The organism is Siccibacter turicensis LMG 23730, from assembly GCF_000463155.2.
GTDB lineage: Bacteria > Pseudomonadota > Gammaproteobacteria > Enterobacterales > Enterobacteriaceae > Siccibacter > Siccibacter turicensis.
The window spans coordinates 889,261-910,800 of sequence record NZ_AWFZ01000028.1; the positions used below are offsets into that span (position 1 = coordinate 889,261).

Genomic DNA, 21,540 nt, shown 5'->3' on the forward strand with positions numbered 1-21,540 from the left:
CTCCTGTCGAATCAGGTGCCCTGCGCTGCCGGCTGCTTGCCCCAGAGGGCGATAAGCCCTTCCGTCAGGCCGCCGCGCCAGCACAATGCGTCGTGTCCGCCGTCCACCTCCCGCCAGATAACCGGCGGCTGCGCCTGCTGAAGCAGAGAACAGAGCGCGGTGTTCGCCGCGTGGATCAGCGGTTCGCGCACACCGGCCTCAAGCCAGACGCGCGGCGCGCGCCAGGTCAGCTCGCCGCTGCGCAGCTGCTGAACCAGCACCCCACCCTGGGCGCCCTGCTCGCGGTCGGGCCACCAGAACGAGCCGGACTGGCTGATAACGCACCCGATACGATCGGGGTAGCGCAGCGCAGCGTAGAGCGCGGCCAGGCCGCCAAAGCTCTGCCCGGCCACCAGGGTGCGGGCGGGATCGTCCTGCCAGGGCGCCACGGCGCGGACCTCAGGCAGCAGCTCGTCGAACAGCGCCTGCCAGAACGCCGGGTTGCAGGGCAGCTCATGGCCACGGTGCACCGTGTCGATGGCATCGACCAGTACGTAGACGGCGGGGGGCAGTTTGCCCTGGCGGGTAAGCCGGGCCAGCGCAGGCCAGACCGGCATGCTCTCGGCCCAGAACTGGCCGTCAAGCAGCAGCGCCAGCGGGCGGTCGGCGGCGTTATCATTGCCGGTGGTGTAGATCCACACCCGGCGCTCATTGCCAAGCCGGGCGCTGCGCCAGGTGATGCACTGCGGTGGGGTAAAGGGTTCGTCCGGGCCGTCCCAGCCAGGCTGGGGTGGCGCGTCGGGGAGATGCAGGGCCGACACCGCGTGCCCGCGTCCGCCCCGCCAGCTGTGCGGGTTGAGCGGGTCGGCAATCGCCTGGGACAGCAGGCGGCTCCAGCCGGTACGCAGCCCGGCGCGATCCGGCCCCTGCGGGCTGAACACCGACGGCGGAAAATCATCGGTGTTGACGACAGGCATCAGACAGTAGCTGCCGCGCCAGGCGGAGGGCAGCACCGTTTCCCAGCGCCAGACATCGGTGCCCGGCAGGCGGCGCAGCGTTTGCGGCGTCGAGAGATTGTGGTGGTCGGTCACGCCGGTGATGTGCAGCCAGACGCGCTGTACCGGGGAGGTACGCTCATCGCCCTGCGGGTCGCGCCACCAGAAGGTGACCTGACAGTCGCCGTCGTCTCGCCGGACCACGCTCGGCCCGCCCTGTTCCTGCCGCGCCTGCCACCAGGCTTCACTTCCCGTTGTCAGCTGATTCAACGCCCTATAACCCCATGTTTTACGTGTAGAAATCGTTGGTCATTCGGAAAACGACGATAATATTATTGATAATTATTCGTATTTGCAATAGCGTATTGGCGCGCTGTGGGAAGCGCAGCACGTAACGTGTTTCACTCACCCACCTTTAGTGCTGCTGCGGTCGCCGTGCGGTTTGCGGGCGTTACCGGGTGCTGACACGGTGGACTGGCATGCCGCGTTTCCTCCCTCTGGGGCTGGATGACAAGGGAAATGCGGACGGGAAAGCAGGAAATCATAATGAATAAAAAAGTGCAGTACTCCCTGGCGATGATGGTACATCTGGGGATCCTCGGCGCGGCCGCGCCGGTCTGTGCCGCCGCGTCCACCACGGACAGCGCGGAAAAAACGCCTGAAGAAACGATGGTGGTGACCGCCGCCGAGCAGAACCTGCAGGCGCCGGGGGTATCGACCATTACCGCCGATGAAATCCGTAAAAACATGCCGGCGCGCGACGTGTCGGAGATTATCCGCACCATGCCGGGCGTCAACCTGACCGGCAACTCCAGCAGCGGCCAGCGCGGCAACAACCGCCAGATCGATATTCGCGGCATGGGCCCGGAAAACACCCTGATTCTGGTGGACGGTAAACCGGTCACCAGCCGCAACTCGGTGCGTCTGGGCTGGCGCGGCGAGCGCGATACCCGCGGCGACACCGGCTGGGTGCCGCCGGAGATGATCGAACGCATCGACGTGCTGCGTGGCCCGGCGGCGGCGCGCTACGGCAACGGCGCGGCGGGCGGTGTGGTGAACATCATCACCAAAAAAAGCAGCAACGAGTGGCACGGATCGTGGAACAGCTACTTCAACGCCCCGGAGCATAAAGAGGAAGGCGCGACCAAGCGCACCAACTTCAGCCTCACCGGCCCGCTGGGCGGCGACGTCAGCTTCCGCCTGTTCGGCAACCTGGATAAAACCCAGGCCGACGGGCGCAACATCAACGCAGGCCACGAGTCGCTGCGTACCGGCACCTATGCCGACACCATGCCGGCAGGCCGTGAAGGGGTGATCGACAAGGACATCAACGGCCAGCTGCGCTGGGACTTCGCGCCGATGCAGTCCCTGGAGTTTGAAGCGGGCTACAGCCGCCAGGGCAACCTCTACGCGGGGGACACCCAGAACACCAACACCAATGACCTGGTGAAGGACAAATACGGGGAAGAGACCAACCGCCTCTATCGCCAGACCTGGGCCCTTACCTGGAACGGCGGCTGGGATAACGGCGTGAGCACCAGCAGCTGGGCGCAGTACGAACACACCCGCAACTCCCGCATGCCGGAAGGCCTGGCGGGCGGTACCGAAGGGATTTTCGATCCGAAAGCTTCCCAGAAGTTCGTCGACAGCGATCTCTCCGACGTCATGCTGCACAGCGAAATCAGCCTGCCGCTCGATCTGCTGGTGAACCAGACGCTGACGCTTGGCACCGAATGGAACCAGCAGCGCCTGAAGGATCTGCTCTCCAACAGCCAGACGCTGACCGGCAACACCGGTGGCGGGCTTATCCCTGGCTACAGCGATTCCGCGCGCAGCCCCTATTCAAAAGCCGAGATCTTCTCGCTGTTTGCCGAAGACAACATGGAGCTGACCGACAGCACCATTCTGACGCCGGCCCTGCGCTTCGATCACCATAGCGTGGTGGGCAACAACTGGAGCCCGTCGCTGAACCTCTCCCAGGGGCTGAGCGATGACATTACGCTGAAAATGGGTATCGCCCGGGCCTATAAAGCGCCGAGCCTCTATCAGACCAACCCGAACTACATCCTCTACAGCCGCGGCCAGGGCTGCTACGCCAGCGCCAGCGACGTTGGCTGCTACTTGATGGGTAACGACGATCTGAAACCGGAAACCAGCATCAACAAAGAAATTGGCCTGGAGTTCAAGCGCGACGGCTGGCTGGCCGGGGTGACCTGGTTCCGCAACGACTACCGCAACAAGATTGAATCGGGCTACAGCGTCACCAACTGGATCCCCAACGGCCGTCTGGGTACCGATATCTACCAGTGGGAAAACGTGCCGAAAGCGGTGGTGGAAGGGCTGGAAGGTACGCTGAACGTGCCGGTGAGCGATACCGTCACCTGGACCAACAACCTGACCTGGATGTTGCAGAGTAAGAACAAGGAAACCGGCGACCGTCTGTCGATCATTCCGCAGTACACGCTGAACTCGACCCTGAGCTGGCAGGTGCGTCAGGATCTCTCCCTGCAGTCGACCTTCACCTGGTACGGCAAGCAGCAGCCGAAGAAGTACAACTATAAGGGCCAGCCGGCGACCGGGCCGGAAACCCAGGAAGTGAGTCCATACAGCCTGGTTGGCCTGAGCGCGACCTGGGACGTGACCAAAAACGTCAGCCTGACCGGCGGCGTGGATAACGTCTTCGACAAGCGCCACTGGCGCGAAGGGAACGCCCAGACCACGGGGAACGCCAAAACGGGCTCTTATATGTACGGGGCCGGCGCGGCGACCTACAACGAGTCCGGTCGTACCTGGTATATGGGCATCAACACCCAGTTCTGATAGGCTACCCCTCCCCCCGGGGAGGGTTTTTTAACGATGGATACCACATACTCACGCTTTTTGCTCGCCGGTCTGCCGGTGCAGCGTCTCGATTTCATCCCGCACAGCCTCACCCCTGCCGATATGCAGGCGCTGCCCCATGCCGCGCTGCTGGCCAGGGCCGTCGCTTCGCGTCAGGCGGAGCATCTGGCCGGACGCCTTGCCGCCGGGCTGGCGCTGCGTGAGGCCGGCGCGGAGCACGGCGTGCCCGGCATCGGGACGCACCGGGAACCGCTGTGGCCGAGCGGGTTTATCGGCAGCATCACCCACGCCGGCTGTACCGCGCTGGCGGTGGCGGTGCGCCAGACCGACGCGCTTCACGCCCTGGGTATCGACTGCGAAACGCCGCTTGATGAAGCGACCGCGCGCGAGATTGCCGATGAGACGGTCACCGCCGCGGAACGCCGCGCGCTTGCCGCCAGCGGTCTGCCCTTCCCGCTGGCGCTGACGCTGGCGTTTTCCGCCAAAGAGAGCCTGTTCAAAGCCCTGTTTCCACGGGTTGGTGAGGGATTTGGTTTTGAAGCCGCGCAGGTGACGGCGCTGGATAGCCGACATATAACGCTGCGTCTGGCGGCCCGTCTCGGCCCCTACCCCGCCGCCATGACCTTTACCGCCCACACGCTGTGTGAGTCCGGTCGGGTCGTGACGCTGATCCGCGCGTAACGGCTACCCCCAGGGCACGTTCCTCCACCCGGCAACCGTTTTCACCTGCTGGCGATCGCATTTTCAGGATTCTCAAACCCGCCTCATTCGCCGCCGCTATACTTATCTGACACCCATATTGTGATGAGCAGCCTATGTCCCTGACTCCTTTTCATCTCTCTGATCCCTTTACGCTCGGCGTCGAGCTGGAACTGCAGGTGGTTAATCCACCCGGTTACGACCTCAGTCAGGACTCCTCCACGCTTATCGACGAAGCCAGACATCAGGTCACCGCGGGCGAAGTCAAACACGACATTACGGAAAGCATGCTGGAGATGGCCACCGACGTCTGCCACGACATCGCGCAGGTTGAGCTGCAGTTTGCCGGTTTGCAGCAGGCGATTCTGCAGGCCGCCGACAAGCACCACCTGCAAATCTGCGGCGGCGGCACCCACCCGTTTCAGACCTGGCAGCGGCAGGAGGTGTGCAGCAACGAGCGCTATAACCACACCCTGGAGCTATACGGCTATCTGGTGAAGCAGGCCACGGTGTTCGGGCAGCACGTTCACGTTGGCTGCAGCAACGGCGACGACGCCATCTATCTGCTGCACGGGCTGTCACGCTACGTCCCGCATCTGATTGCGCTCTCGGCCTCCTCGCCCTATATGCAGGGGTCGGACACCAGCTTTGCCTCGTCGCGCCTGAACATCTTTTCCGCCTTCCCGGATAACGGCCACGCGCCCTGGACCGCAAACTGGCAGGAGTTCGAGGGGCTGTACCGCCGCCTGGCCAGCACCGGGATGATCACCTCCATCAAGGATCTGCACTGGGATGTGCGCCCCAGCCCCGGCTTCGGTACCGTGGAAGTGCGGGTGATGGATACCCCGCTGACGCTGGCCCACGCGGTGAACATTGCCGGTTTTATTCAGGCGATGGCCCACTGGCTGCTGGCCGAGCGCCCGTTCCAGCATCAGGAGCGCGACTACCTGCTCTACAAATTTAACCGTTTTCAGGCCTGCCGTTTCGGGCTGGAGGGCGTGTTGACCGATGTGCACAGCGGGAAACAGACGCCGATCAAGGCCGATCTCGAAAGGCTGCTCGATCGCATTCAGCCCTATGCCGACAAGCTGCACGCCGGCAGCGCGCTGGAGGAGATCCATCGCTGGCTGGCGCGTGGGGAAAACGAAGCGCAGCGTATGCGCCACTTTATCGCCGACGGCGGGTCGCTGACGGAGCTGGTGCGCCGTCAGTGCGAGGCCTGGGCGTCGCCGCTGTAACGGCCGGATAGCGGGGCCGGGCGGTTGCACTGCCCGGCCATATCCCGGACAATGCCCCTTTTTATCGCAGCGAGCGTCCGATGAAACACCCTCTTGAATCCCTGATGACCGCAGGCGGCATTTTGCTGCTGGCGTTTCTCTCCTGCCTGCTTCTGCCCGCGCCATCGCTGGGTATTGAGCTGGCCCAGTCGCTGATGACGCGTTTTCACCTGCTGGATCTCAATCAGCTGTACACCATCCTGTTCTGCCTCTGGTTCCTGCTGCTGGGCGTTATCGAATATGCCGCGATCCGTTTTGTCTGGAAGCGCTGGTTCTCCCTTGAGCGCGATAGTTAAGACCTACTGCTGCCAGTAGAGCGGCGTCCCGAATCTTTCCAGATAGTAATCAATCACCGCCCTGACGTTCAGCGGCGGATGCCGCGCGTGGGGATAAAGGGCGGCAATATGCTGGGGCTCAGGGTTGATCGCCGCTTCCCAGTCGGGCAACAGCCGCACCAGCTCGCCGCTGGCCAGCCGTTCGCTGATAAGCCAGTCGGGAAATAACACGATGCCCATTCCATCCAGCGCGGCGGTCAGAAGCGTCATGGCGTTGTTCGACGCCAGCCGCGCCGGAACCGGATGGTGCACCCACTCGTCGTCCTGATGCCTGAACAGCCAGCGGTTCGGCCCGGACGAGCCGCGGTACACCAGACAGCTGTGGTGATGCAGCGCCTGCGGCGTGGTCGGCGTCCCCTGCTGCGCCAGATAGGCCTGCGACGCGGCCAGATAGTAGCGCTGCGTGCCGAATACCCGGGCGTGCCACGAGGCATCGCTTAGCGTACCAATGCGGAATACCACGTCGGCGGGGTCGCGATGCGGGTCGATATAGTCGTCGGTGAGGGTCAGCTCAATGCGCAGCTGCGGATAGCGCGCCGCCAGCGCGGTCAGCCCCGGTGCGATATGGCGCTGGCCGAAAAACACCGGGGCGTTGATGCGAACCAGCCCTGCCGGCTCGCTGGCGCGGTTTTGCAGCTCCTCCTGTGCCTGGCCCAGCTGTTCGCTGATGGCCCGGGCGTACTCCACAAACAGCCTCCCCGCTTCGGTGGCGATTACCGCCCGGGTATTGCGGTAGAACAGCTGCTGTCCGAGCGCATCTTCCAGCTGATGAATGGTGCGCGAAATCATTGAGGCGGATACCCCTTCGCGTCGCGCCACGACTGAAAAGCTTTGGGTTTCGAAAACCGCGAGAAAGAAGCGGAGCGCCCGCATAGAGATGGCGTCGGTCATCGGCATTAATGCAATTCCTGCAAAGGTGTTTCCTGGATTATATCGTTTTTCCGGGCAATCACCTGCTTTATGCTGCCGCTCCTCTTTCAATCATGAGTACATATCTATGCGGGCGTTATTACTGGTGCTGGTCATTGCCGGTGGGATGGGGTTATCCATAGAAGCGGGCCTGCTGGGGCCGCTGGGTCAACAGGTGGGGGATCTCTGGGCCACCTTCAGCATCTTCGGCGTGGGTGCCGCCCTGACGTTTTTACTGATGCTGTTTTTCAGCCCGCGCAACGCGCCGTCGCTGTTCGCCCAGCCGGGCTGGCAGCTCACCGGCGGTATTCTGGGCGCCGGCTACGTGATCGTCCTGACACTCGCCACGCCGGTCATCGGGGTCGCGATGACGATGATCGGCATTCTGGCGGGCCAGGTTTTCAAGAGCCTGATCATTGACCACTTCGGGCTGTTCGGCACGCCGCACCGCAAGATTGATGCGCGTCGCGTCTATGCCCTGATTTTTATCATCATTGCCCTCGCGCTGGTGGCGATGAGCTAAGGAGAAACGATGTCCCTGATAATGATTATTCTGGCCGTGGCGGGCGGCGCCTTGCTGAGCATCCAGGCCGCGATTAACGGCCAGCTTGGCAGCAAAGTCGGCGTATTTCGCAGCGCGTTCCTCACCTTTTCGGTTGGCGCGCTGGTGACGGCCCTGCTGATCGTCTTCTTCGAGCCTAAGCAGACGCTCACGCTGTTCGACGTGCCGAAGTGGCAGCTTATCGGCGCCCTGTTTGGCGTGCCCTACATCGTGATTATGGTGCTGGCGGTGCAGCGTATCGGCACCGCGGTGGCGACGGTCGCGGTCATTTTTGGTCAGCTGACCATGAGTATGCTGATTGATAACTTCGGCTGGCTCAACAACCCGGCTATCCCCTTCTCCCCGACCCGACTGGCCGCGGTAGTGTGCCTGGGCATCGCCCTGTACTTTATCTATTCGGGCAGCGTGTCAGCCAACCCGACCGAAGAGACGGACGGCAGCACGGCCAACGCGCCGCGCTAAACCGGACACGGTGTGAAGGGATTCACGCCGTGGCGCTCTTCTCCTCTCCACTCCCCTCGCCAACGGTTACTCCAGCGAAATAGTGCTTATGCGATTTTTACGGTGTAGGAACGCCAGAAACTGCTGGTTGCTGTGCAGGCTGAGCTTATCCATCATGAAATATTTATGGACGCTGACGGTCTTACTATTAATTTTCATCTCGGCTGCAATCTCAGCGATGCTGAAACCGTGGAGCATATACCAGGCAATGCGGCGCTGCTGTTCGGTTAATTTAAGCCGGCTACAGCGCGCGCAGTCGCGCATCGCCACTTCCCCGTTTCCGACCAGCGTTTCACGCCACGCCTGAATCACTTTTAGCGCCAGCTCGTTGATAGTGCATCGCTTATCGAGCCACAGCACTTTACTCAGACAAAACAGCGGCTTTTTGACCCGTACCGGCATCGTTTTTTCATAAAAACCGATAATCAGGCTGCGGGTTTTGCGCAGTGCCAGGGCAGGCCACAGGCAGTCGACATTATCGCCAGTATTAATAGAGAGCACGATAATATCCATTTCGGGCATCGTGCTGTTATTCACCTCATGGAAAAAAGCGGGTGCGCGGCAATATTTAGCCATAAACAGCTGCGAAAAGGCGCTCTCCAGCCCGCTGGCAAAATAACGATCGCGCTCTTCAATAACGATATTGATCATATTTATCTTCCTGATAAGGAGAAGAAGCCAGCCGGAGCCTGGCCCCGACCGGCCTGAAAGGCGATCAGTTGTAATCCATGGTAAAGGTGGCAACCGCGTTGGCCTTGCCGGCGACAACCGTATCGGACGTCGAGCGATAGGCAGAATAGAAGTCGAGGGTGTTTTCTCCGGTTGAGACAAGCGGGTAGCTGTAGTCGCTGACGGCGTTCAGCCCCAGTCCCGCTTTATCCGCAGTGCGCAGCGTAATGGCGATCCCTTTTGCCACCCCCTGTTCTGGCGTGAGCGCCAGCAGCGATGAATTGGTCGCATCATTGAGGCCGTCGAATTTCACCCGAGCGGAGGTGATCGTTTCCGGGCAGCTTTTCAACGTAAGGGTAAATTTGGTTTCCGGTGATTCGTCGCCCGAGGCGGTGAAAGATGACTTTGCTACGTTGCCTAAATCAACCGTCATGGTGTCATTGGTGCCAATGTCGACCACACATGCCTGATCGACAATCGAGCCGGTAAAGTTCACCGTACCGTCTGCCGCATGCGTGTATTCCCCGCCTGCGGCCGTCATCGCAATAGCTGCGAAGATAAACTGTTTTTTCATGGTTCCATTCCTGAGTATATGAATCGTCCGCCAGCCAAGGGTGTGTGCTGCTGCAGGTTCACTTTCAGGTACAGACACGGCGAACGAGCAGCGCTACGCCGCGATAAAAAAGATCGGTGTATCGCCCGGTGGGATAAAGGTATTTACCTGAACGCACGGATCTCCCGGCTGCGGTGGGCGAAATTTACGTTTTGCAGCCGGAAGCTTCAATCGATTAGTAGTCCAGATTTGGATTGCCGCTGCGTCGAATTATCGTCTTGATGGCGAAACGCAACGGCAACGAAATAATGGCGGTCAGATTATCTCGGCGCGTTCTGGTTTATGCGTTTGTGTGCGGGACTACGCGCCTTTTTAAGCGCAGCGCGTAGAGGCTATTTTTGGCGCTGTACGGGGCAAAACACCGCTTCGTTATAAGAAAACCCTCCAGGACTATTCTCACAATTTAACGGCTGATTTTTGCGCATCTTTCAAATTAACTCATTGATTCTCCGCCGCTCGGTAAAAATATTTGACAACAAGCGAAGCGTAAATATTCCCCGTACAGCCTGATTCCTGTATCACGGCTATTTGACGTCTCAGGGGGATGAGCTAGATTTATTAACGCAACAACGAAATATGAGTGACGTCATATTTAGCGGTAAACTAACCCAAAGTGAGGACAGTATTATGGCTCAACAACGTGGTGGTTCCGGTAATTTTGCTGATGATAAGCAGAAAGCTTCCGAGGCAGGTCGCAAAGGCGGCCAGCAGAGCGGCGGTAACTTCAAAAACGATCCTGAGCGCGCCTCTGAAGCAGGCAGCAAAGGTGGAAAAAACAGCCATGGCGGCGGTAAAAAATCCTGATTTCTGATGCCGTACAATTAATTTATTCCTGGCAACGTTAGATATTATTTCTGCATCCACATGCAGAGGTAATTACTCTGCGGGCGCAGTGTAGTCCGCAGAGTTATTGAAGAATTAGTTATGGACACCTCAGCCATATTAATTTCATCATCCTTCTCATGGTCGCTATTTTATCGCCCATGAAGGACCATTTGACTTTACAGCCGAGTCATCCGGTTTATCTCGCGATAGACCAGATAATTATGCTGTATTTATTATTTGTAAATGATGTATTCCGGGAGGCAATATAATGACCTACGAAGAACATTACCATGACTGGTTACGCGATGCCCACGCTATGGAAAAGCAGGCTGAATCCATGCTCGAATCAATGGCGGGTCGTATTGATAACTACCCTGATTTGAAAGCCCGTATTCAGCAGCACCTCGACGAGACCAAAGGTCAACTCCAGATTCTGGAGCAGGTTTTAGAGCGCAACAATGTTTCTCACTCCATGATGAAAGACACCATGGGGAAAATGTCGGCCTTTGGTCAGTCCATTGGCGGCATGTTCACTTCCGATGAAATCGTGAAGGGTGCTATCAGTAGCTACGTGTTCGAGCAGTTCGAAATCGGGTGCTACACCTCCCTGATCGCCGCCGCCGAAAAAGTGGGCGACCTCGAAGGCGTAGCAGCGTTTAAGCAGATCCTTGAGCAGGAAAAAGCGATGGCGGACTGGGCACTCACCCACCTGCCGGACGTGACGCAGCAGTACCTCACTCGCTCAGAAGCGCCGGGTGTAGAAGCGAAAAAATAACCCGACCGCCGATTTTCTTCTCTAAGGAGAGCCTATGTTTCGACACGTAAAACAACTTCAATATACGGTGCGGGTTGCAGAACCCAATCCGGGCCTGGCTAACCTGCTGCTTGAGCAGTTCGGTGGCCCTCAGGGCGAGCTGGCCGCCGCCTGCCGCTACTTCACCCAGGGTCTCGGCGACGACGATCCGGGCCGTAAAGCGATGCTGATGGATATCGCCACCGAAGAGCTGAGCCACCTTGAGATCATCGGCACCCTGGTAGGGATGCTGAACAAAGGGGCAAAAGGCGCGCTGGCGGAAGGGACCGAAAGCGAAGCGGAGCTGTACCGCTCCCTGAGTAACAATGGTAACGACAGCCACATCACCTCCCTGCTGTACGGTGGTGGGCCGCCGCTGACCAACTCCGGCGGCGTGCCGTGGACGGCAGCCTACATTGATACCATCGGCGAAGTGACCGCCGATCTGCGCTCTAACATTGCCGCCGAAGCGCGTGCAAAAATCATCTATGAGCGTCTTATCAATGTGACTGACGATCCAGGCGTGAAGGATGCACTGAGCTTCCTGATGACTCGTGAAGTGGCGCACCAGCTCTCCTTTGAGAAGGCGCTCTACTCGATTCGCAACAACTTCCCTGCGGGCAAACTGCCACCGGTTGAAGAGTACGCTAACACGTACTACAACATGTCGCAGGGGGATGACATCCGCGGTAGCTGGAACAGCGACGAGCACTTTAAATACGTTGCCGATCCGCAGCCAGCGGTGGATGGCGGCGACGGCTCTGCCTCAGTGAACCTGTCATCTGAACAGATGGCGATGCTGAAAGCGATGGCCGATCGCACCAAATCTGATACCGCTATCGACCCGATTACCGGTGTCGATCTGGGTATCGGTGAGCCCCACGAGCGAAAAGGCTAACGCCCTGACGCAAAAAAAAGCCCGCGCAGCTGCGCGGGCTTTTTTTATGGGTGCCGATCAGTGCGCGGCGGCGAGCGCGGTAGCCACGCTGCGTTTTTCACGCCGTAACATGCCTGCCGTCAGGGTAAACAGCCCCACCATAAACGGGATCTCGTACAGCTCTTCAATCAAATCCTGATACTGCGGCTGGTGTAAAAACAGCGGCGCCAGCAGACGATGGTGCTCTACGGTATCGGAGATCAAAAACGCCACCACCACCAGCGCTGCGGTCCAGACCGGCAGGGTCTCGCTGCGCAGACGGCGCATAACTTCCTGGCGCAGCACGCGGGAGAAGACCGGCATCAGCACCAGGGTACCGATCAGCACCACCGAGATGCCACGGAACACGATCTTAGGCTCATCCGGGAAGTAGTCGCGGCCCCAGCTGATGCTGCGTCCAAACAGCACCACCCACCAGACAACGGCCCACAGCCAGAAAGTCCGCGAGCGCGCCGGCAGACCGGAGGAGAAGGCGTAGCACAGCGTGAAGGCCGCACCGAACAGTAGCCACAGCGCCTGAGCGTCTTCAATAACCTGCACCAGCCCGCCGTTAAATAACGCGAGATGGAGATCGGCCGCATATGGAAAGAGCACGGCAAGGACAATCAGACCAGCCGTAACGGGGGTGAGATGGGTATCAAGCTTCATACAGAATAATGCCAATTGAAATATCAGGCGGCTCAGGGTATGGCATCGACAGGTCGCCGACTTAACGTTGCGTGTGCTTATTCTTAAGGAAAAGTTAATTTATTAGCATTTTGCATACAAGAAAGCACAATCTGTGAATGAGGCGGTGCGCTGCACCGAGCCTGTTGGTTCCCACCACCGACAGGCCCGGTTGAGATCAGATGAAGTGAATATGCTTTTTCCCGTGCCAGGCCGAGGTCTCGATCCGCGTCTCGACCTTAAATACCTCCCGCAGCAGCGCTTCGGTCAGCACCTCATCCGGAGTACCGCTCGCCACCACGGTTCCCTTCTGCATGACAATCAACGCATCGCAAAACATCGCCGCATGGTTAAGATCGTGGAGCGCCACGATGCTGGTCACCGGCAGGTCGCTGATAAGCCGCATTAATTGAATCTGATGATGAATATCGAGGTGGTTGGTCGGTTCATCCAGCAGGATCTCGGAGGGGGCCTGGGCCAGCGCACGGGCAATATGCACCCGCTGGCGTTCCCCACCCGACAGGCTGAGCCACCCCTGTTCACTGCGATCCAACATCTCAACGCGGTTGAGCGCGTCGTTGACGATGCGGTCATCCGCCGCGGTCCAGGAGGAGAGCGGCGAGTGGTGCGGAATACGCCCGAGCTTCACCACGTCACGCACCCGGATGTCGGCGTCGGTACCGGCATGCTGCTCGACAAACGCCACTCGCCTCGCCACCTGCTTTTTGGCAATGCCGGCCATCGGCTGACCGTCAAGCAGCACCCGTCCGGCGTGGGGGCGACGCAGCCCGGCGAGAATACGCAGCAGCGACGACTTCCCCGACCCGTTCGGGCCAAGCAGCCCCAGGGTTTGCCCTTCCGCGGCGCAAAGTGAGACGTTATCGACGATGACTTTTTTACCGACGCGCCAGGTAATATTTTCAGCGTGAATACTCATTGCGGCCTCCGTCCACGATAGAGGATCGCGGCAAAGAACGGCACCCCTACCAGGGCGGTGACCACCCCTACCGGCAGGCTTTGCGGCGCGATGGCGGTACGCGCGGCGATATCCGCCAGCACCATCAGAATGGCCCCCATCATGGCGCAGGCGATAAGCAGCGTGCGGTGCAGCGGCCCAAAGAAATAGCGCATCACGTGCGGGACCACCAGCCCGACGAAACCGATGGAGCCCGCCATGCTGACGATCGCCGCGGTCATCAGCGCCGTAACGGTAAACAGAATCAGCCTGACGTAGCCCACCGGAATGCCCAGCGAGGCCGCAGCGTCGTCGCCGAAGGTAAAGGCATCCAGCGCTTTGGCATACCAGAGGCAGACCGCCAGGCCAACCAGCACCACGCTCAGCACCAGCTGAAACTCCGGCCAGCGCACGCCGCTAAAGCTGCCCAGCAGCCAGAACATAACGTCCCGCGCCTGCTGCGCGCTGGCGGAGGTGCTGATGGTCCAGGCGGTAATGGCATTAAAGAGCTGCGACGCCGCGACCCCGGCCAGAATAGTGCGCTCGTTGCCGCCGCGTGCGCCGTTGGTCAACAGCGCGACGAAGGCAAAGGCAGCAAACGCGCCGGTAAAGGCCCCGGCGGAGAGCGATACCGCCCCGGTACCGATGCCCAGCACCACCACCGCAACGGCGCCGGTCGAGGCCCCGGCGGAGACGCCCAGTACGTAGGGTTCAGCCAGCGCGTTTTTCAGCAGGCTCTGCAGCACCGCGCCGCAGATCGCCAGCCCGGCGCCGCAGCAGGCTGCCACCAGTGCACGGCTCAGGCGGAAGTCCCAGATCACGGTTTCATGGATGCGATTCAACGGCTGCGCCGTCAGGCCAAGCTTATTGGTCACGGCAAAAAAGGTGGTTCTGAGCGGAATGGTCAGCTCGCCCACCCCTACCCCGATCGCGATCACCAGCAGCAGAAGCGCCACGGAGGCAATAAACAGCGCCAGATGCTGCACGCTGCGTGTCGGACTCTGTACCAGGGCGGTCATCAGTTCAGCCCCAGCGTCTCAAGCTGTTTTGCCACCTGCTCAGCACCGTAGAGCGTACGGATAGTCGGGTTCATCGCCTGACCGTCCATGACCACGATATGCCCTTTTTTCACCGCCTCAAGCTGGCTGACCGCCGGGTCGCTCTTCAGGAAGCGAATTTTTTCCTCGGCGCTGTCGAGCTTCCAGCGGTTGCGATCGAGGCTCGACACCACAATCACGTCAGGATTGGCGGCGATAATGCTTTCCCACCCAACGGTTGGCCACTCGCTGTCGGAATCGATGGCGTTATGGCCGCCCAGCAGGTGGGCAATGAAACCGGACGCGCTGTTTTTACCGCCGAGATAGGCATCGGCGGATGGCGAGGCGCTGGAGAACCAGAACAGGAACGACAGGTCGCGCTTGTTCTTGCCGAAGCTGGTGCGCAGTGCGTTTTCACGGGCTTTGAAGTCGGCGATCAACGCCGTACCGCGCGCTTCAACGTCGAAGATTTTCGCCAGATCGTCGATCTCTTTATAGAGCAGCGACATATCCCACAGCTGGCTGCGGCTGCCGTAGATATCTCCGGTATTTTTCTTCGTAGCGCACACGCCAGGGGAGAGGTAGCTGTTGATGCCAACGGCGGCGAAATCTTCGCGTTTGGCGACTTTGCTATCAGGGCCGAGCAGCAGCGGAAGCTGGGCGGCGACAAAATCCGGGTCCTGCGCCAGGATCGATTCCAGCGTCGGGATCTCCACGGTCAGTACCTTCACCTGCTCGTTTCGCGCCGCGAGTTCGGGTAGTACCCGGGTCGGCCAGAAGGCGCTGGCAACCATTTTGTCCTGCAGGCCGAGCAGCAACATGATTTCCGCGGTGTTCTGCCCCAGCGCCACCATCCGCTGCGGGCTCTTCTCGAAGGTGACCTGCGCCCCGCAGTTTTCAATGGTCAGCGGATACTGCGTGGCGAGCGCGCTACCGGTCATACCGAGCAGCCCCAGCGCCCATAAAATCTGTTTAACCTTTCCCATCATCAACCCTGTTTTTTATCGTTGTTGTGCCCCTGCTTCGTCAGAAAACGCCGCCTCGCGTTCACATCAGACGGCGCGCCGCTTGCAGGTGTAAATGCTAATCATTCTTAAACAGTCGGTTTTATACCGGGCGGTTCCGGCAAAGTCAACGCGGATAGTTTTGCAGGCTAACTATTCCATTATCAAACTATCAGCGGGAGCGCCGTCCGCCAATTGCGCGCCTCATCGCTTGCGGGCATAGTAGCCGTCTGTTTTTTTTGACCCTGTGGATTGCGCATGTCATTTTTGTCCGCCCGCCGCTCAACGCGGCTCTATCCGCCCCTGCTGCTGGGCAGCCAGCTGGTATTCAATATTGGCTTCTACGCGGTGGTGCCGTTTCTGGCGATCTTTCTGCGCGATGACATGCTGCTCTCCGGCTGGGCGGTGGGGCTTATCGTGGGGATGCGCACCTTTTCTCAGCAGGGCATGTTTCTGGTGGGCGGCGCGCTGGCGGATCGCTTCGGCGCCCGGGCCATCATCCTCTGCGGCTGCGTGGTCCGCATCAGCGGCTACCTGCTGCTGGCGCTGGGCGACACCCTGTGGCCTATCGTGCTCGGTGCCTGCCTGACCGGCGTCGGCGGAGCGCTGTTCTCCCCGGCGATTGAAGCGCTGCTGGCCAAAGCCGGCGGTGAAAGCGAGCGCGCCGGCAAACGCACGCGCTCGGAGTGGTTTGCGCTGTTTGCGGTGTGCGGTGAACTGGGCGCGGTGCTCGGCCCGGTGCTGGGGTCGCTGCTGGCCGGTTTTGGCTTCCAGCGCGCGGCGCTCGCCGGGGCCGGGGTGTTTGTTATCGCCCTGATTATCCTGTTTTTCAGCCTGCCGCAGACCGCCCGTCGGCAGGGCGAACTGCATATCACCCCCTGGTGGACAACCTTCCATCAGCCGCGCTTTGTGGCGTTTATCGTGGCCTGGAGCGCCTACCTGTTCAGCTATAACCAGCTCTACCTGGCCCTGCCGGTGGAGCTGAGCCGCTCCGGCAGCAGCGAGAAGGACTTAGGCCCGCTGTTCGTGCTCGCCTCGCTGCTGATTATCGTCCTGCAACTTCCGCTGGCCCGGCTTGCCCGCCGGGCGGGCGCGGCGCGCATTCTGCCGCTCGGCTTTTTTCTGCTGGCCTGCGCCTTTTTCAGCGTCGCGCTGTTTGCCGCCACGCCCCCGCCGTCGGGCATCACGCGCCTCGCGCCTGCCATGCTGATGGTCACCCTGCTGACGCTTGGCCAGATGCTGATCGTGCCGGTGGGGATGGATCTGGTCCCCCGCTTCGCCGGGGATCGCAATCTCGGCGCGCACTACGGGGCGCTCTCGTCGATGGGCGGGATCGCAGTGCTGGTGGGCAATCTGCTGCTGGGCGGCCAGCTCGATCGCGCGTTGACGCCGTCGCCTCAGGCCTCCATGGCCTGGGTGCTGCTGGGGATCGTGCCGCTGTGCAGCGCCATCGCCATGACGGTGATCTGCCGTCCGTTCCAGGCACACCGCGCGGCGTAGCGCGGCTGGCGAGGCCGCTTCGCTGCGGCCCGCGCGTGTCACGCGCAAGTGAAGCGCCGCCTCATTTCGCCTCACCATCATGGCCCGTCGCGCCGGTACTTACCCCGGGGCGATAACGAGCCGTAACCTTTTCTCATTGCGCCACACAAATCCTCACCGCCTCACCCGCCGCCCTCTTTTCCTGCCGGATGCCACGTACCCTTAATCCAGTCAGTCATTCTCTTCCGGCTTGCTTTCCCATTCATAAGCCGGGCGCGTCCCTGCACGTTTTGCCACTGGAGCCAGGCCATGATAATCACAAGTAAGCTTGCCCCGTTGTTTCCGCTTTCTGCCCTCGCCCTGATGACAGGCGCGGCGTTCAGCGTCAGTGCGGCCGGTTGCCCCTCTTCCCCCACGGCAACCTGCGGTCTGTCGCCCTATAACGGGCAGGACCTCTATTTTGATCGGCCGAGCGGAAGTGGATTTCTCAACGACCCCACCTCTGACGCCACCATTTATATGGACACGCGCCAGCAGAACGATACCCAGTCCCTAACCGTCTCCGGCACCGATATGACCGGGAAATACATTCAGGCGAGCCAGAACGGTACGGCAGCTATCACCCTCAATAAGGGTGCCAGCACCGATATGATTGAAGGCGGCAACAGCGGTGCCGAGACCACTATCTCGATTACCCTCGATAACGCCCGCTTACTTGGGGAAAACGACAGCGTGGGCTACCGCTCCGCCGTGGGCGACAAAGCCTATATGAAGGGCGCCACCGTCTTCATCGACCAGGCCGATCGCGGCGCGCACAGCGTCAGCGCGGTCAACGGCAGCCAGCTTCACGGCAGTATTATTACCGGCGGCGCGGGGGCGCAAAGCGTTAACCTCGACGGCAGTACCCTGGATAAGGGCTCGATCTATGCCCTGAGCAAAAATGCCAACAGTACGGTTACGCTTACCAACGCCCGACTCGATGCCACGCAAAGCCCGGTTGCCGGCGCGTTTGACAGCTATGTCAGCGCAACGGGTATTTCGCTTCCCGCCTCGCCCGCCGCCTTAGATGCGGTTGCGCTGGGCCTGGCAGGCACGCAAACCAACCGGCTGACCCTCACCAACGCCACGGTGACGGGCGACGCAGGACTGCTGAACCGAACAGGTGCCAATCAGGTCACGATGAAAAACAGCACGCTGAACGGCGATCTGGTGCTCGCCGGGGCAGGCAGCGCCAGGATTGAGGCGGGCAGCAGCCTGATCAACGGCAGCATCGACGCCGCCACCACTACCGGGAATAGCACGATCGTTATCAGCGATGGCACCACGCTCACCGGGGATGTGATAACCGGTTCCGGGAACGACAGTATGGCGGTGATTGGGGGCGCCGAGGTAAAGGGTTCGCTCGACGGCGGTGCGGGGAAAAACAGCCTTCTGCTGGACGGTAAAAGCGCCATCGACGGCGCGATCCTCAATATCAGCACCGTCCATGCCACCCAGGATAACACCATCGTCACGCCCCATATCGGCAGCGGGACGGCGTACAGCCTGATGAACCGCTCGCTGCTGATTGGCCAGACCATGTCCGACGCCCGGCTGACGCTCAGCACCGACAGCATGGTGATTGTCACCGGCGCGGTGACGGGCGTTAACTCGCTCATCATCAGCGAGATGGGGCCGCAGAGCCAGGAGGGCCACTTCATCGTCGGCTCCTTTAACGATCTGTCGCGCGGCACGGTGAACTATCAGTTCGCCAACGGCCAGCAGCAGGCTGCCGCGCGATCAGGGGCATGGAACTACGATCTGCTCGCCACCACCGTGCCAATGAATAACGCAACCAACGGGGCGGAGATCGTCGTTGTCCAGCGGCACAGTGGCCTTGCGCATGACGTCCGGGGCGCGATAGCCGGGCTGGATGGCGCGAAGCAGGCAGGCCAGTCGGTGAGCGCCGATCTCGCCAGCCGTCTCGACAAACTGCGCAGCAGCTTTCTTCTCAACGGCGTGAGCGAAGGCGCTCACGTCTGGGGAGATTATCTCTATCAGACCGGTGACTTTACTGACGATGCCGACTATCACAGCAACCTGCAGGGCGCCCAGATTGGGGTGGACTGGAGCCATCTGCTGGACAATGGCGACATGCTGACCGGTGGCTTTGCGCTGGCCTGGGTGCGTAATCGTGTCAGCGACAGCGACAACCAGGGCAACTTCAATAATGCGGTCTACGGCGACTTTTACAGCCTGTACGGCGGCTGGCAGCAGCCGCTAAATGATGATGGCCTGAGCCTGTTTGCCGACGGCAGCGTCAGTGCCGGAGAGATCCGCTATTCGCTCAGGGTACACAATCTGCCCACCACCACCACCGGCATTAAAGAGGCGCTGAACGGCACCTATGACGGCAATATGTACGATGTGGAGGCCCGCACCGGCTTTAACGTCAACGCGGGCGCTGCGCTGATCCAGCCCTATGTGCTGCTGGGCTGGAACGAGGTGAACAGCGACAAATTCTCCAGCGGCCGCATCGACATGGCAAAAAACAAAACCGCCTCCTGGCATACCGGCGGCGGCGTGCGCGTCACCGGAGAGCTGGAGGTTAACCTGGCAAAAATCCGCGTGCTGCCCTGGCTCGACGCCCGCTACGTCACCGAGTTTAACGATAATACCTCTCTCACCGCCGCCGATTACGCCGTCACCTCAGGTCATAACCAGAAAATGGGGATGTTCGGTGCTGGCGCTAACCTGGTCATCACCAGGGATCTCTACTTCACCAGCGGCATCTATACCGGCACCGGAGACGTGGACAACAGCGTCAGCCTGCAGGCCGGGCTGAGCTTTGATTTTTGAGGATGGGTGAAGGGGTGGTAATGGGGAGCGTGCCGCGGCCTGACGTCGACAGTGCCGGGGCGCAGTAGCGGCGTCGTAAAGAGGTCGACGCCGCGTATTTTTAGTATCGTGTGAGGCATTGCGATAAAAATAAAGTTTGGGTTCGCTATTCAGGCCAACAAACCTGAGGCCCAATCATTAATATTTTATAACACGTTGACCAATACATAATTAATCTTACAAAGAACATAAAACTAGTCGTCTAGCAGGACAATCCTTTTTAATCAAGAGGTTGAGCCCTTCACGAACTGATAATTATTCTATTACCTTCTCATGCCTGTGCTTGTAGGCATGGTACATTACAGCCTTAAACATCATACGATGAGTTCAATATATTAAATAATACACTTATAAAGCCCACAACGGTGGGCTCCTTTTATGGGTGTACTGCTACTTGTCAGTAACAGTAGCCGAATACTTCCCATCCAGTCTGGCGCCACTTGGCACTCTTTTGTTTTTGAACAACTTCGCGCGCATTTTTTCGGTATTAACCTCAACCAACAGATACATAATAACGCCAAAACCGAGAACGCCTGTAAACATAAAGGCGATCGAAAACGGCGATGGAGTACGGGGCATAACAAAGTGGTAAATATAATTATAGAGATATATTGAAAACGATGCCTGCCCTATCAAAAGAAGAACATAAAGCAACTTTGATCTGTTCTCTTCTGGAATAACATCACTCAACTTTAACATAATCACGCCATAGATTATCGCTATCCCCATCTCATACATTTTTTGTTGGTTACCACTCTCAACGTTAACGCTTAGCAATAAAAGAAAAGCAGGAGTCGCAATGTAAATGGCTTTGGTCTTGTTTATAAAATACAAAAGCGAAGATTTATACTTATAAATACCCCACCCATATACAAAAAGAACCAAATAATTCAACAACCCCCACTTATATACTATTCCAAGATTGCTGTAGTACGTCGCAATCGAAGCACCAAGGCATACCAATAAAACCATCAAAAATGAAACCGTTCCTCGGCACAGCAGAATAATAAAAGGAAGCAGAAGATAAAATTGCATTTCCACCCCTATAGACCAGAACACACCTGAAATGTTAAAAAATGTATCCTGAAAAAGGTTATGGGTGAAGGTTACATGCGTAATGATATCCCGGAATGCTGTAGCCTTCGGTGCAATATGGTAAACATCAATTATTAACACCCATATAGCGATCGATATATAATAAGGAGGGATTATCCTCAACATTCTTTTAAATGAATATCTTGCATAATTTGATAAAGTCATTCCGCCTGAAAAATCTCTTTCAGTCGACATTCCCATACAATATCCAGAAATGATAAAGAAAATCCCAACGCCGACCCATCCATTTGCCATAAATCCAAATAGATTAACGTCCCCCACTTGATAAACGGGAAGAGAAGGTCCACGCGATACGTGGAACAACGTGACAAGCATCACAGCTAAAGCTCTTGACACATCTATGGCCGCATTTCTGTTCAAATTTTCACCGGAAACATTATCGATAATGATACATCTATAGCTTATTCATAGATAAAGATCATTCGTTTCGTTACGCGCTGAAGGATGTCTGTCAAATGTAATTAGCAAGAC

20 protein-coding genes are annotated in these 21,540 nt (G+C 58.9%); 11 read left to right on the forward strand and 9 right to left on the reverse strand.

Annotation, left to right across the window (positions count from 1 at the left end; translation table 11 throughout):
• Window positions 1-11 precede the first annotated feature (11 nt).
• Window positions 12-1,244: an enterochelin esterase gene (fes, locus tag DW58_RS08520; RefSeq protein WP_029592698.1), complete on the reverse strand. Its 1,233-nt coding sequence runs from the start codon at window positions 1,242-1,244 to the stop codon at window positions 12-14.
• 276 nt (window positions 1,245-1,520) lie between these two features.
• Between fes and DW58_RS08525 the strand changes: the two genes are divergently transcribed.
• The 4 genes from DW58_RS08525 (at window position 1,521) to DW58_RS08540 (ending at window position 6,087) form a co-directional block, all read left to right on the forward strand.
• Window positions 1,521-3,794, forward strand: coding sequence for a TonB-dependent siderophore receptor (locus DW58_RS08525; protein ID WP_024548948.1), 2,274 nt, complete (start codon window positions 1,521-1,523; stop codon window positions 3,792-3,794).
• A 36-nt stretch (window positions 3,795-3,830) separates the two neighbouring features.
• Entirely contained in the window at window positions 3,831-4,496 is a 666-nt protein-coding gene (gene entD / locus DW58_RS08530; protein ID WP_024548949.1) for an enterobactin synthase subunit EntD, read from the forward strand.
• Window positions 4,497-4,630: 134 nt separating this feature from the next.
• Window positions 4,631-5,752, forward strand: a complete 1,122-nt coding sequence (locus DW58_RS08535) for a YbdK family carboxylate-amine ligase (protein ID WP_024548950.1) — start codon at window positions 4,631-4,633, stop codon at window positions 5,750-5,752.
• A gap of 80 nt (window positions 5,753-5,832) precedes the next feature.
• Window positions 5,833-6,087, forward strand: a complete 255-nt coding sequence (locus DW58_RS08540) for a DUF1158 domain-containing protein (RefSeq protein WP_024548951.1) — start codon at window positions 5,833-5,835, stop codon at window positions 6,085-6,087.
• A 3-nt stretch (window positions 6,088-6,090) separates the two neighbouring features.
• Here DW58_RS08540 and DW58_RS08545 read toward each other — a convergent pair whose 3' ends face one another.
• Window positions 6,091-7,017 carry a LysR family transcriptional regulator gene (locus DW58_RS08545; protein WP_409371865.1) on the reverse strand — a complete coding sequence of 309 codons (927 nt, stop codon included), beginning with the start codon at window positions 7,015-7,017 and terminating at the stop codon, window positions 6,091-6,093.
• Window positions 7,018-7,123: 106 nt separating this feature from the next.
• Between DW58_RS08545 and DW58_RS08550 the strand changes: the two genes are divergently transcribed.
• Both DW58_RS08550 and DW58_RS08555 read left to right on the forward strand, forming a co-directional pair.
• Window positions 7,124-7,558 (forward strand): DMT family transporter, encoded by a 435-nt coding sequence (locus DW58_RS08550; RefSeq protein WP_024548953.1) that lies wholly within the window; start codon window positions 7,124-7,126, stop codon window positions 7,556-7,558.
• 9 nt (window positions 7,559-7,567) lie between these two features.
• Window positions 7,568-8,059: a DMT family transporter gene (locus DW58_RS08555; RefSeq protein WP_024548954.1), complete on the forward strand. Its 492-nt coding sequence runs from the start codon at window positions 7,568-7,570 to the stop codon at window positions 8,057-8,059.
• Window positions 8,060-8,125: 66 nt separating this feature from the next.
• Here the strand turns inward: DW58_RS08555 and DW58_RS08560 are convergent, their stop codons facing one another.
• Complete coding sequence (locus tag DW58_RS08560) at window positions 8,126-8,749, reverse strand: helix-turn-helix transcriptional regulator (protein ID WP_024548955.1); 624 nt, start codon at window positions 8,747-8,749, stop codon at window positions 8,126-8,128.
• Window positions 8,750-8,813: 64 nt separating this feature from the next.
• Complete coding sequence (locus tag DW58_RS08565) at window positions 8,814-9,341, reverse strand: fimbrial protein (RefSeq protein ID WP_024548956.1); 528 nt, start codon at window positions 9,339-9,341, stop codon at window positions 8,814-8,816.
• A gap of 666 nt (window positions 9,342-10,007) precedes the next feature.
• Here DW58_RS08565 and DW58_RS20030 point away from each other — a divergent pair.
• The 3 genes from DW58_RS20030 (at window position 10,008) to DW58_RS08575 (ending at window position 11,896) form a co-directional block, all read left to right on the forward strand.
• Window positions 10,008-10,184 (forward strand): con-10 family general stress protein, encoded by a 177-nt coding sequence (locus DW58_RS20030; protein WP_024548957.1) that lies wholly within the window; start codon window positions 10,008-10,010, stop codon window positions 10,182-10,184.
• A 289-nt stretch (window positions 10,185-10,473) separates the two neighbouring features.
• A complete protein-coding gene (locus tag DW58_RS08570; RefSeq protein ID WP_024548958.1) occupies window positions 10,474-10,980 on the forward strand; it encodes a ferritin-like domain-containing protein in 507 nt (168 codons plus the stop codon).
• Window positions 10,981-11,014: 34 nt separating this feature from the next.
• Window positions 11,015-11,896: a manganese catalase family protein gene (locus DW58_RS08575; RefSeq protein WP_024548959.1), complete on the forward strand. Its 882-nt coding sequence runs from the start codon at window positions 11,015-11,017 to the stop codon at window positions 11,894-11,896.
• Between the two features lie 57 nt (window positions 11,897-11,953).
• Here the strand turns inward: DW58_RS08575 and DW58_RS08580 are convergent, their stop codons facing one another.
• From DW58_RS08580 to eitA, 4 genes are all read right to left on the reverse strand, one after another.
• Entirely contained in the window at window positions 11,954-12,583 is a 630-nt protein-coding gene (locus DW58_RS08580) for a hypothetical protein (RefSeq protein WP_024548960.1), read from the reverse strand.
• 196 nt (window positions 12,584-12,779) lie between these two features.
• The gene (gene eitC, locus DW58_RS08585; protein ID WP_024548961.1) at window positions 12,780-13,538 is read right to left on the reverse strand and encodes a siderophore ABC transporter ATP-binding protein EitC; all 759 of its coding nucleotides are present in this window, start codon (window positions 13,536-13,538) and stop codon (window positions 12,780-12,782) included.
• Window positions 13,535-14,575, reverse strand: a complete 1,041-nt coding sequence (locus DW58_RS08590) for a FecCD family ABC transporter permease (protein WP_024548962.1) — start codon at window positions 14,573-14,575, stop codon at window positions 13,535-13,537. The genes eitC and DW58_RS08590 overlap by 4 nt, the downstream gene beginning before the upstream one ends.
• Window positions 14,575-15,579, reverse strand: a complete 1,005-nt coding sequence (gene eitA / locus DW58_RS08595) for a siderophore ABC transporter substrate-binding protein EitA (RefSeq protein WP_051195561.1) — start codon at window positions 15,577-15,579, stop codon at window positions 14,575-14,577. The genes DW58_RS08590 and eitA overlap by 1 nt, the downstream gene beginning before the upstream one ends.
• A 276-nt stretch (window positions 15,580-15,855) precedes the next feature.
• On the opposite strand from eitA, the gene DW58_RS08600 reads away from it, so the two are divergent.
• Window positions 15,856-17,097: an MDR family MFS transporter gene (locus tag DW58_RS08600; RefSeq protein WP_024548964.1), complete on the forward strand. Its 1,242-nt coding sequence runs from the start codon at window positions 15,856-15,858 to the stop codon at window positions 17,095-17,097.
• 288 nt (window positions 17,098-17,385) lie between these two features.
• Window positions 17,386-19,914, forward strand: a complete 2,529-nt coding sequence (locus DW58_RS08605) for an autotransporter outer membrane beta-barrel domain-containing protein (protein WP_024548965.1) — start codon at window positions 17,386-17,388, stop codon at window positions 19,912-19,914.
• A gap of 429 nt (window positions 19,915-20,343) precedes the next feature.
• Here the strand turns inward: DW58_RS08605 and DW58_RS08610 are convergent, their stop codons facing one another.
• Window positions 20,344-21,429: an acyltransferase family protein gene (locus DW58_RS08610; protein ID WP_071789247.1), complete on the reverse strand. Its 1,086-nt coding sequence runs from the start codon at window positions 21,427-21,429 to the stop codon at window positions 20,344-20,346.
• Window positions 21,430-21,540: the final 111 nt, after the last annotated feature.

Bases quoted from the DNA above. Each gene is read 5' to 3' on its own strand.
- DW58_RS08525 (WP_024548948.1), top strand. From the start codon at position 1,521: ATGAATAAAAAAGTGCAGTACTCCCTGGCGATGATGGTACATCTGGGG.
- entD (WP_024548949.1), top strand. From the start codon at position 3,831: ATGGATACCACATACTCACGCTTTTTGCTCGCCGGTCTGCCGGTGCAG.
- DW58_RS08535 (WP_024548950.1), top strand. From the start codon at position 4,631: ATGTCCCTGACTCCTTTTCATCTCTCTGATCCCTTTACGCTCGGCGTC.
- DW58_RS08540 (WP_024548951.1), top strand. From the start codon at position 5,833: ATGAAACACCCTCTTGAATCCCTGATGACCGCAGGCGGCATTTTGCTG.
- DW58_RS08545 (WP_409371865.1), bottom strand. From the start codon at position 7,017: ATGACCGACGCCATCTCTATGCGGGCGCTCCGCTTCTTTCTCGCGGTT.
- DW58_RS08550 (WP_024548953.1), top strand. From the start codon at position 7,124: ATGCGGGCGTTATTACTGGTGCTGGTCATTGCCGGTGGGATGGGGTTA.
- DW58_RS08555 (WP_024548954.1), top strand. From the start codon at position 7,568: ATGTCCCTGATAATGATTATTCTGGCCGTGGCGGGCGGCGCCTTGCTG.
- DW58_RS08560 (WP_024548955.1), bottom strand. From the start codon at position 8,749: ATGATCAATATCGTTATTGAAGAGCGCGATCGTTATTTTGCCAGCGGG.
- DW58_RS08565 (WP_024548956.1), bottom strand. From the start codon at position 9,341: ATGAAAAAACAGTTTATCTTCGCAGCTATTGCGATGACGGCCGCAGGC.
- DW58_RS20030 (WP_024548957.1), top strand. From the start codon at position 10,008: ATGGCTCAACAACGTGGTGGTTCCGGTAATTTTGCTGATGATAAGCAG.
- DW58_RS08570 (WP_024548958.1), top strand. From the start codon at position 10,474: ATGACCTACGAAGAACATTACCATGACTGGTTACGCGATGCCCACGCT.
- DW58_RS08575 (WP_024548959.1), top strand. From the start codon at position 11,015: ATGTTTCGACACGTAAAACAACTTCAATATACGGTGCGGGTTGCAGAA.
- DW58_RS08580 (WP_024548960.1), bottom strand. From the start codon at position 12,583: ATGAAGCTTGATACCCATCTCACCCCCGTTACGGCTGGTCTGATTGTC.
- eitC (WP_024548961.1), bottom strand. From the start codon at position 13,538: ATGAGTATTCACGCTGAAAATATTACCTGGCGCGTCGGTAAAAAAGTC.
- DW58_RS08590 (WP_024548962.1), bottom strand. From the start codon at position 14,575: ATGACCGCCCTGGTACAGAGTCCGACACGCAGCGTGCAGCATCTGGCG.
- eitA (WP_051195561.1), bottom strand. From the start codon at position 15,579: ATGGGAAAGGTTAAACAGATTTTATGGGCGCTGGGGCTGCTCGGTATG.
- DW58_RS08600 (WP_024548964.1), top strand. From the start codon at position 15,856: ATGTCATTTTTGTCCGCCCGCCGCTCAACGCGGCTCTATCCGCCCCTG.
- DW58_RS08605 (WP_024548965.1), top strand. From the start codon at position 17,386: ATGATAATCACAAGTAAGCTTGCCCCGTTGTTTCCGCTTTCTGCCCTC.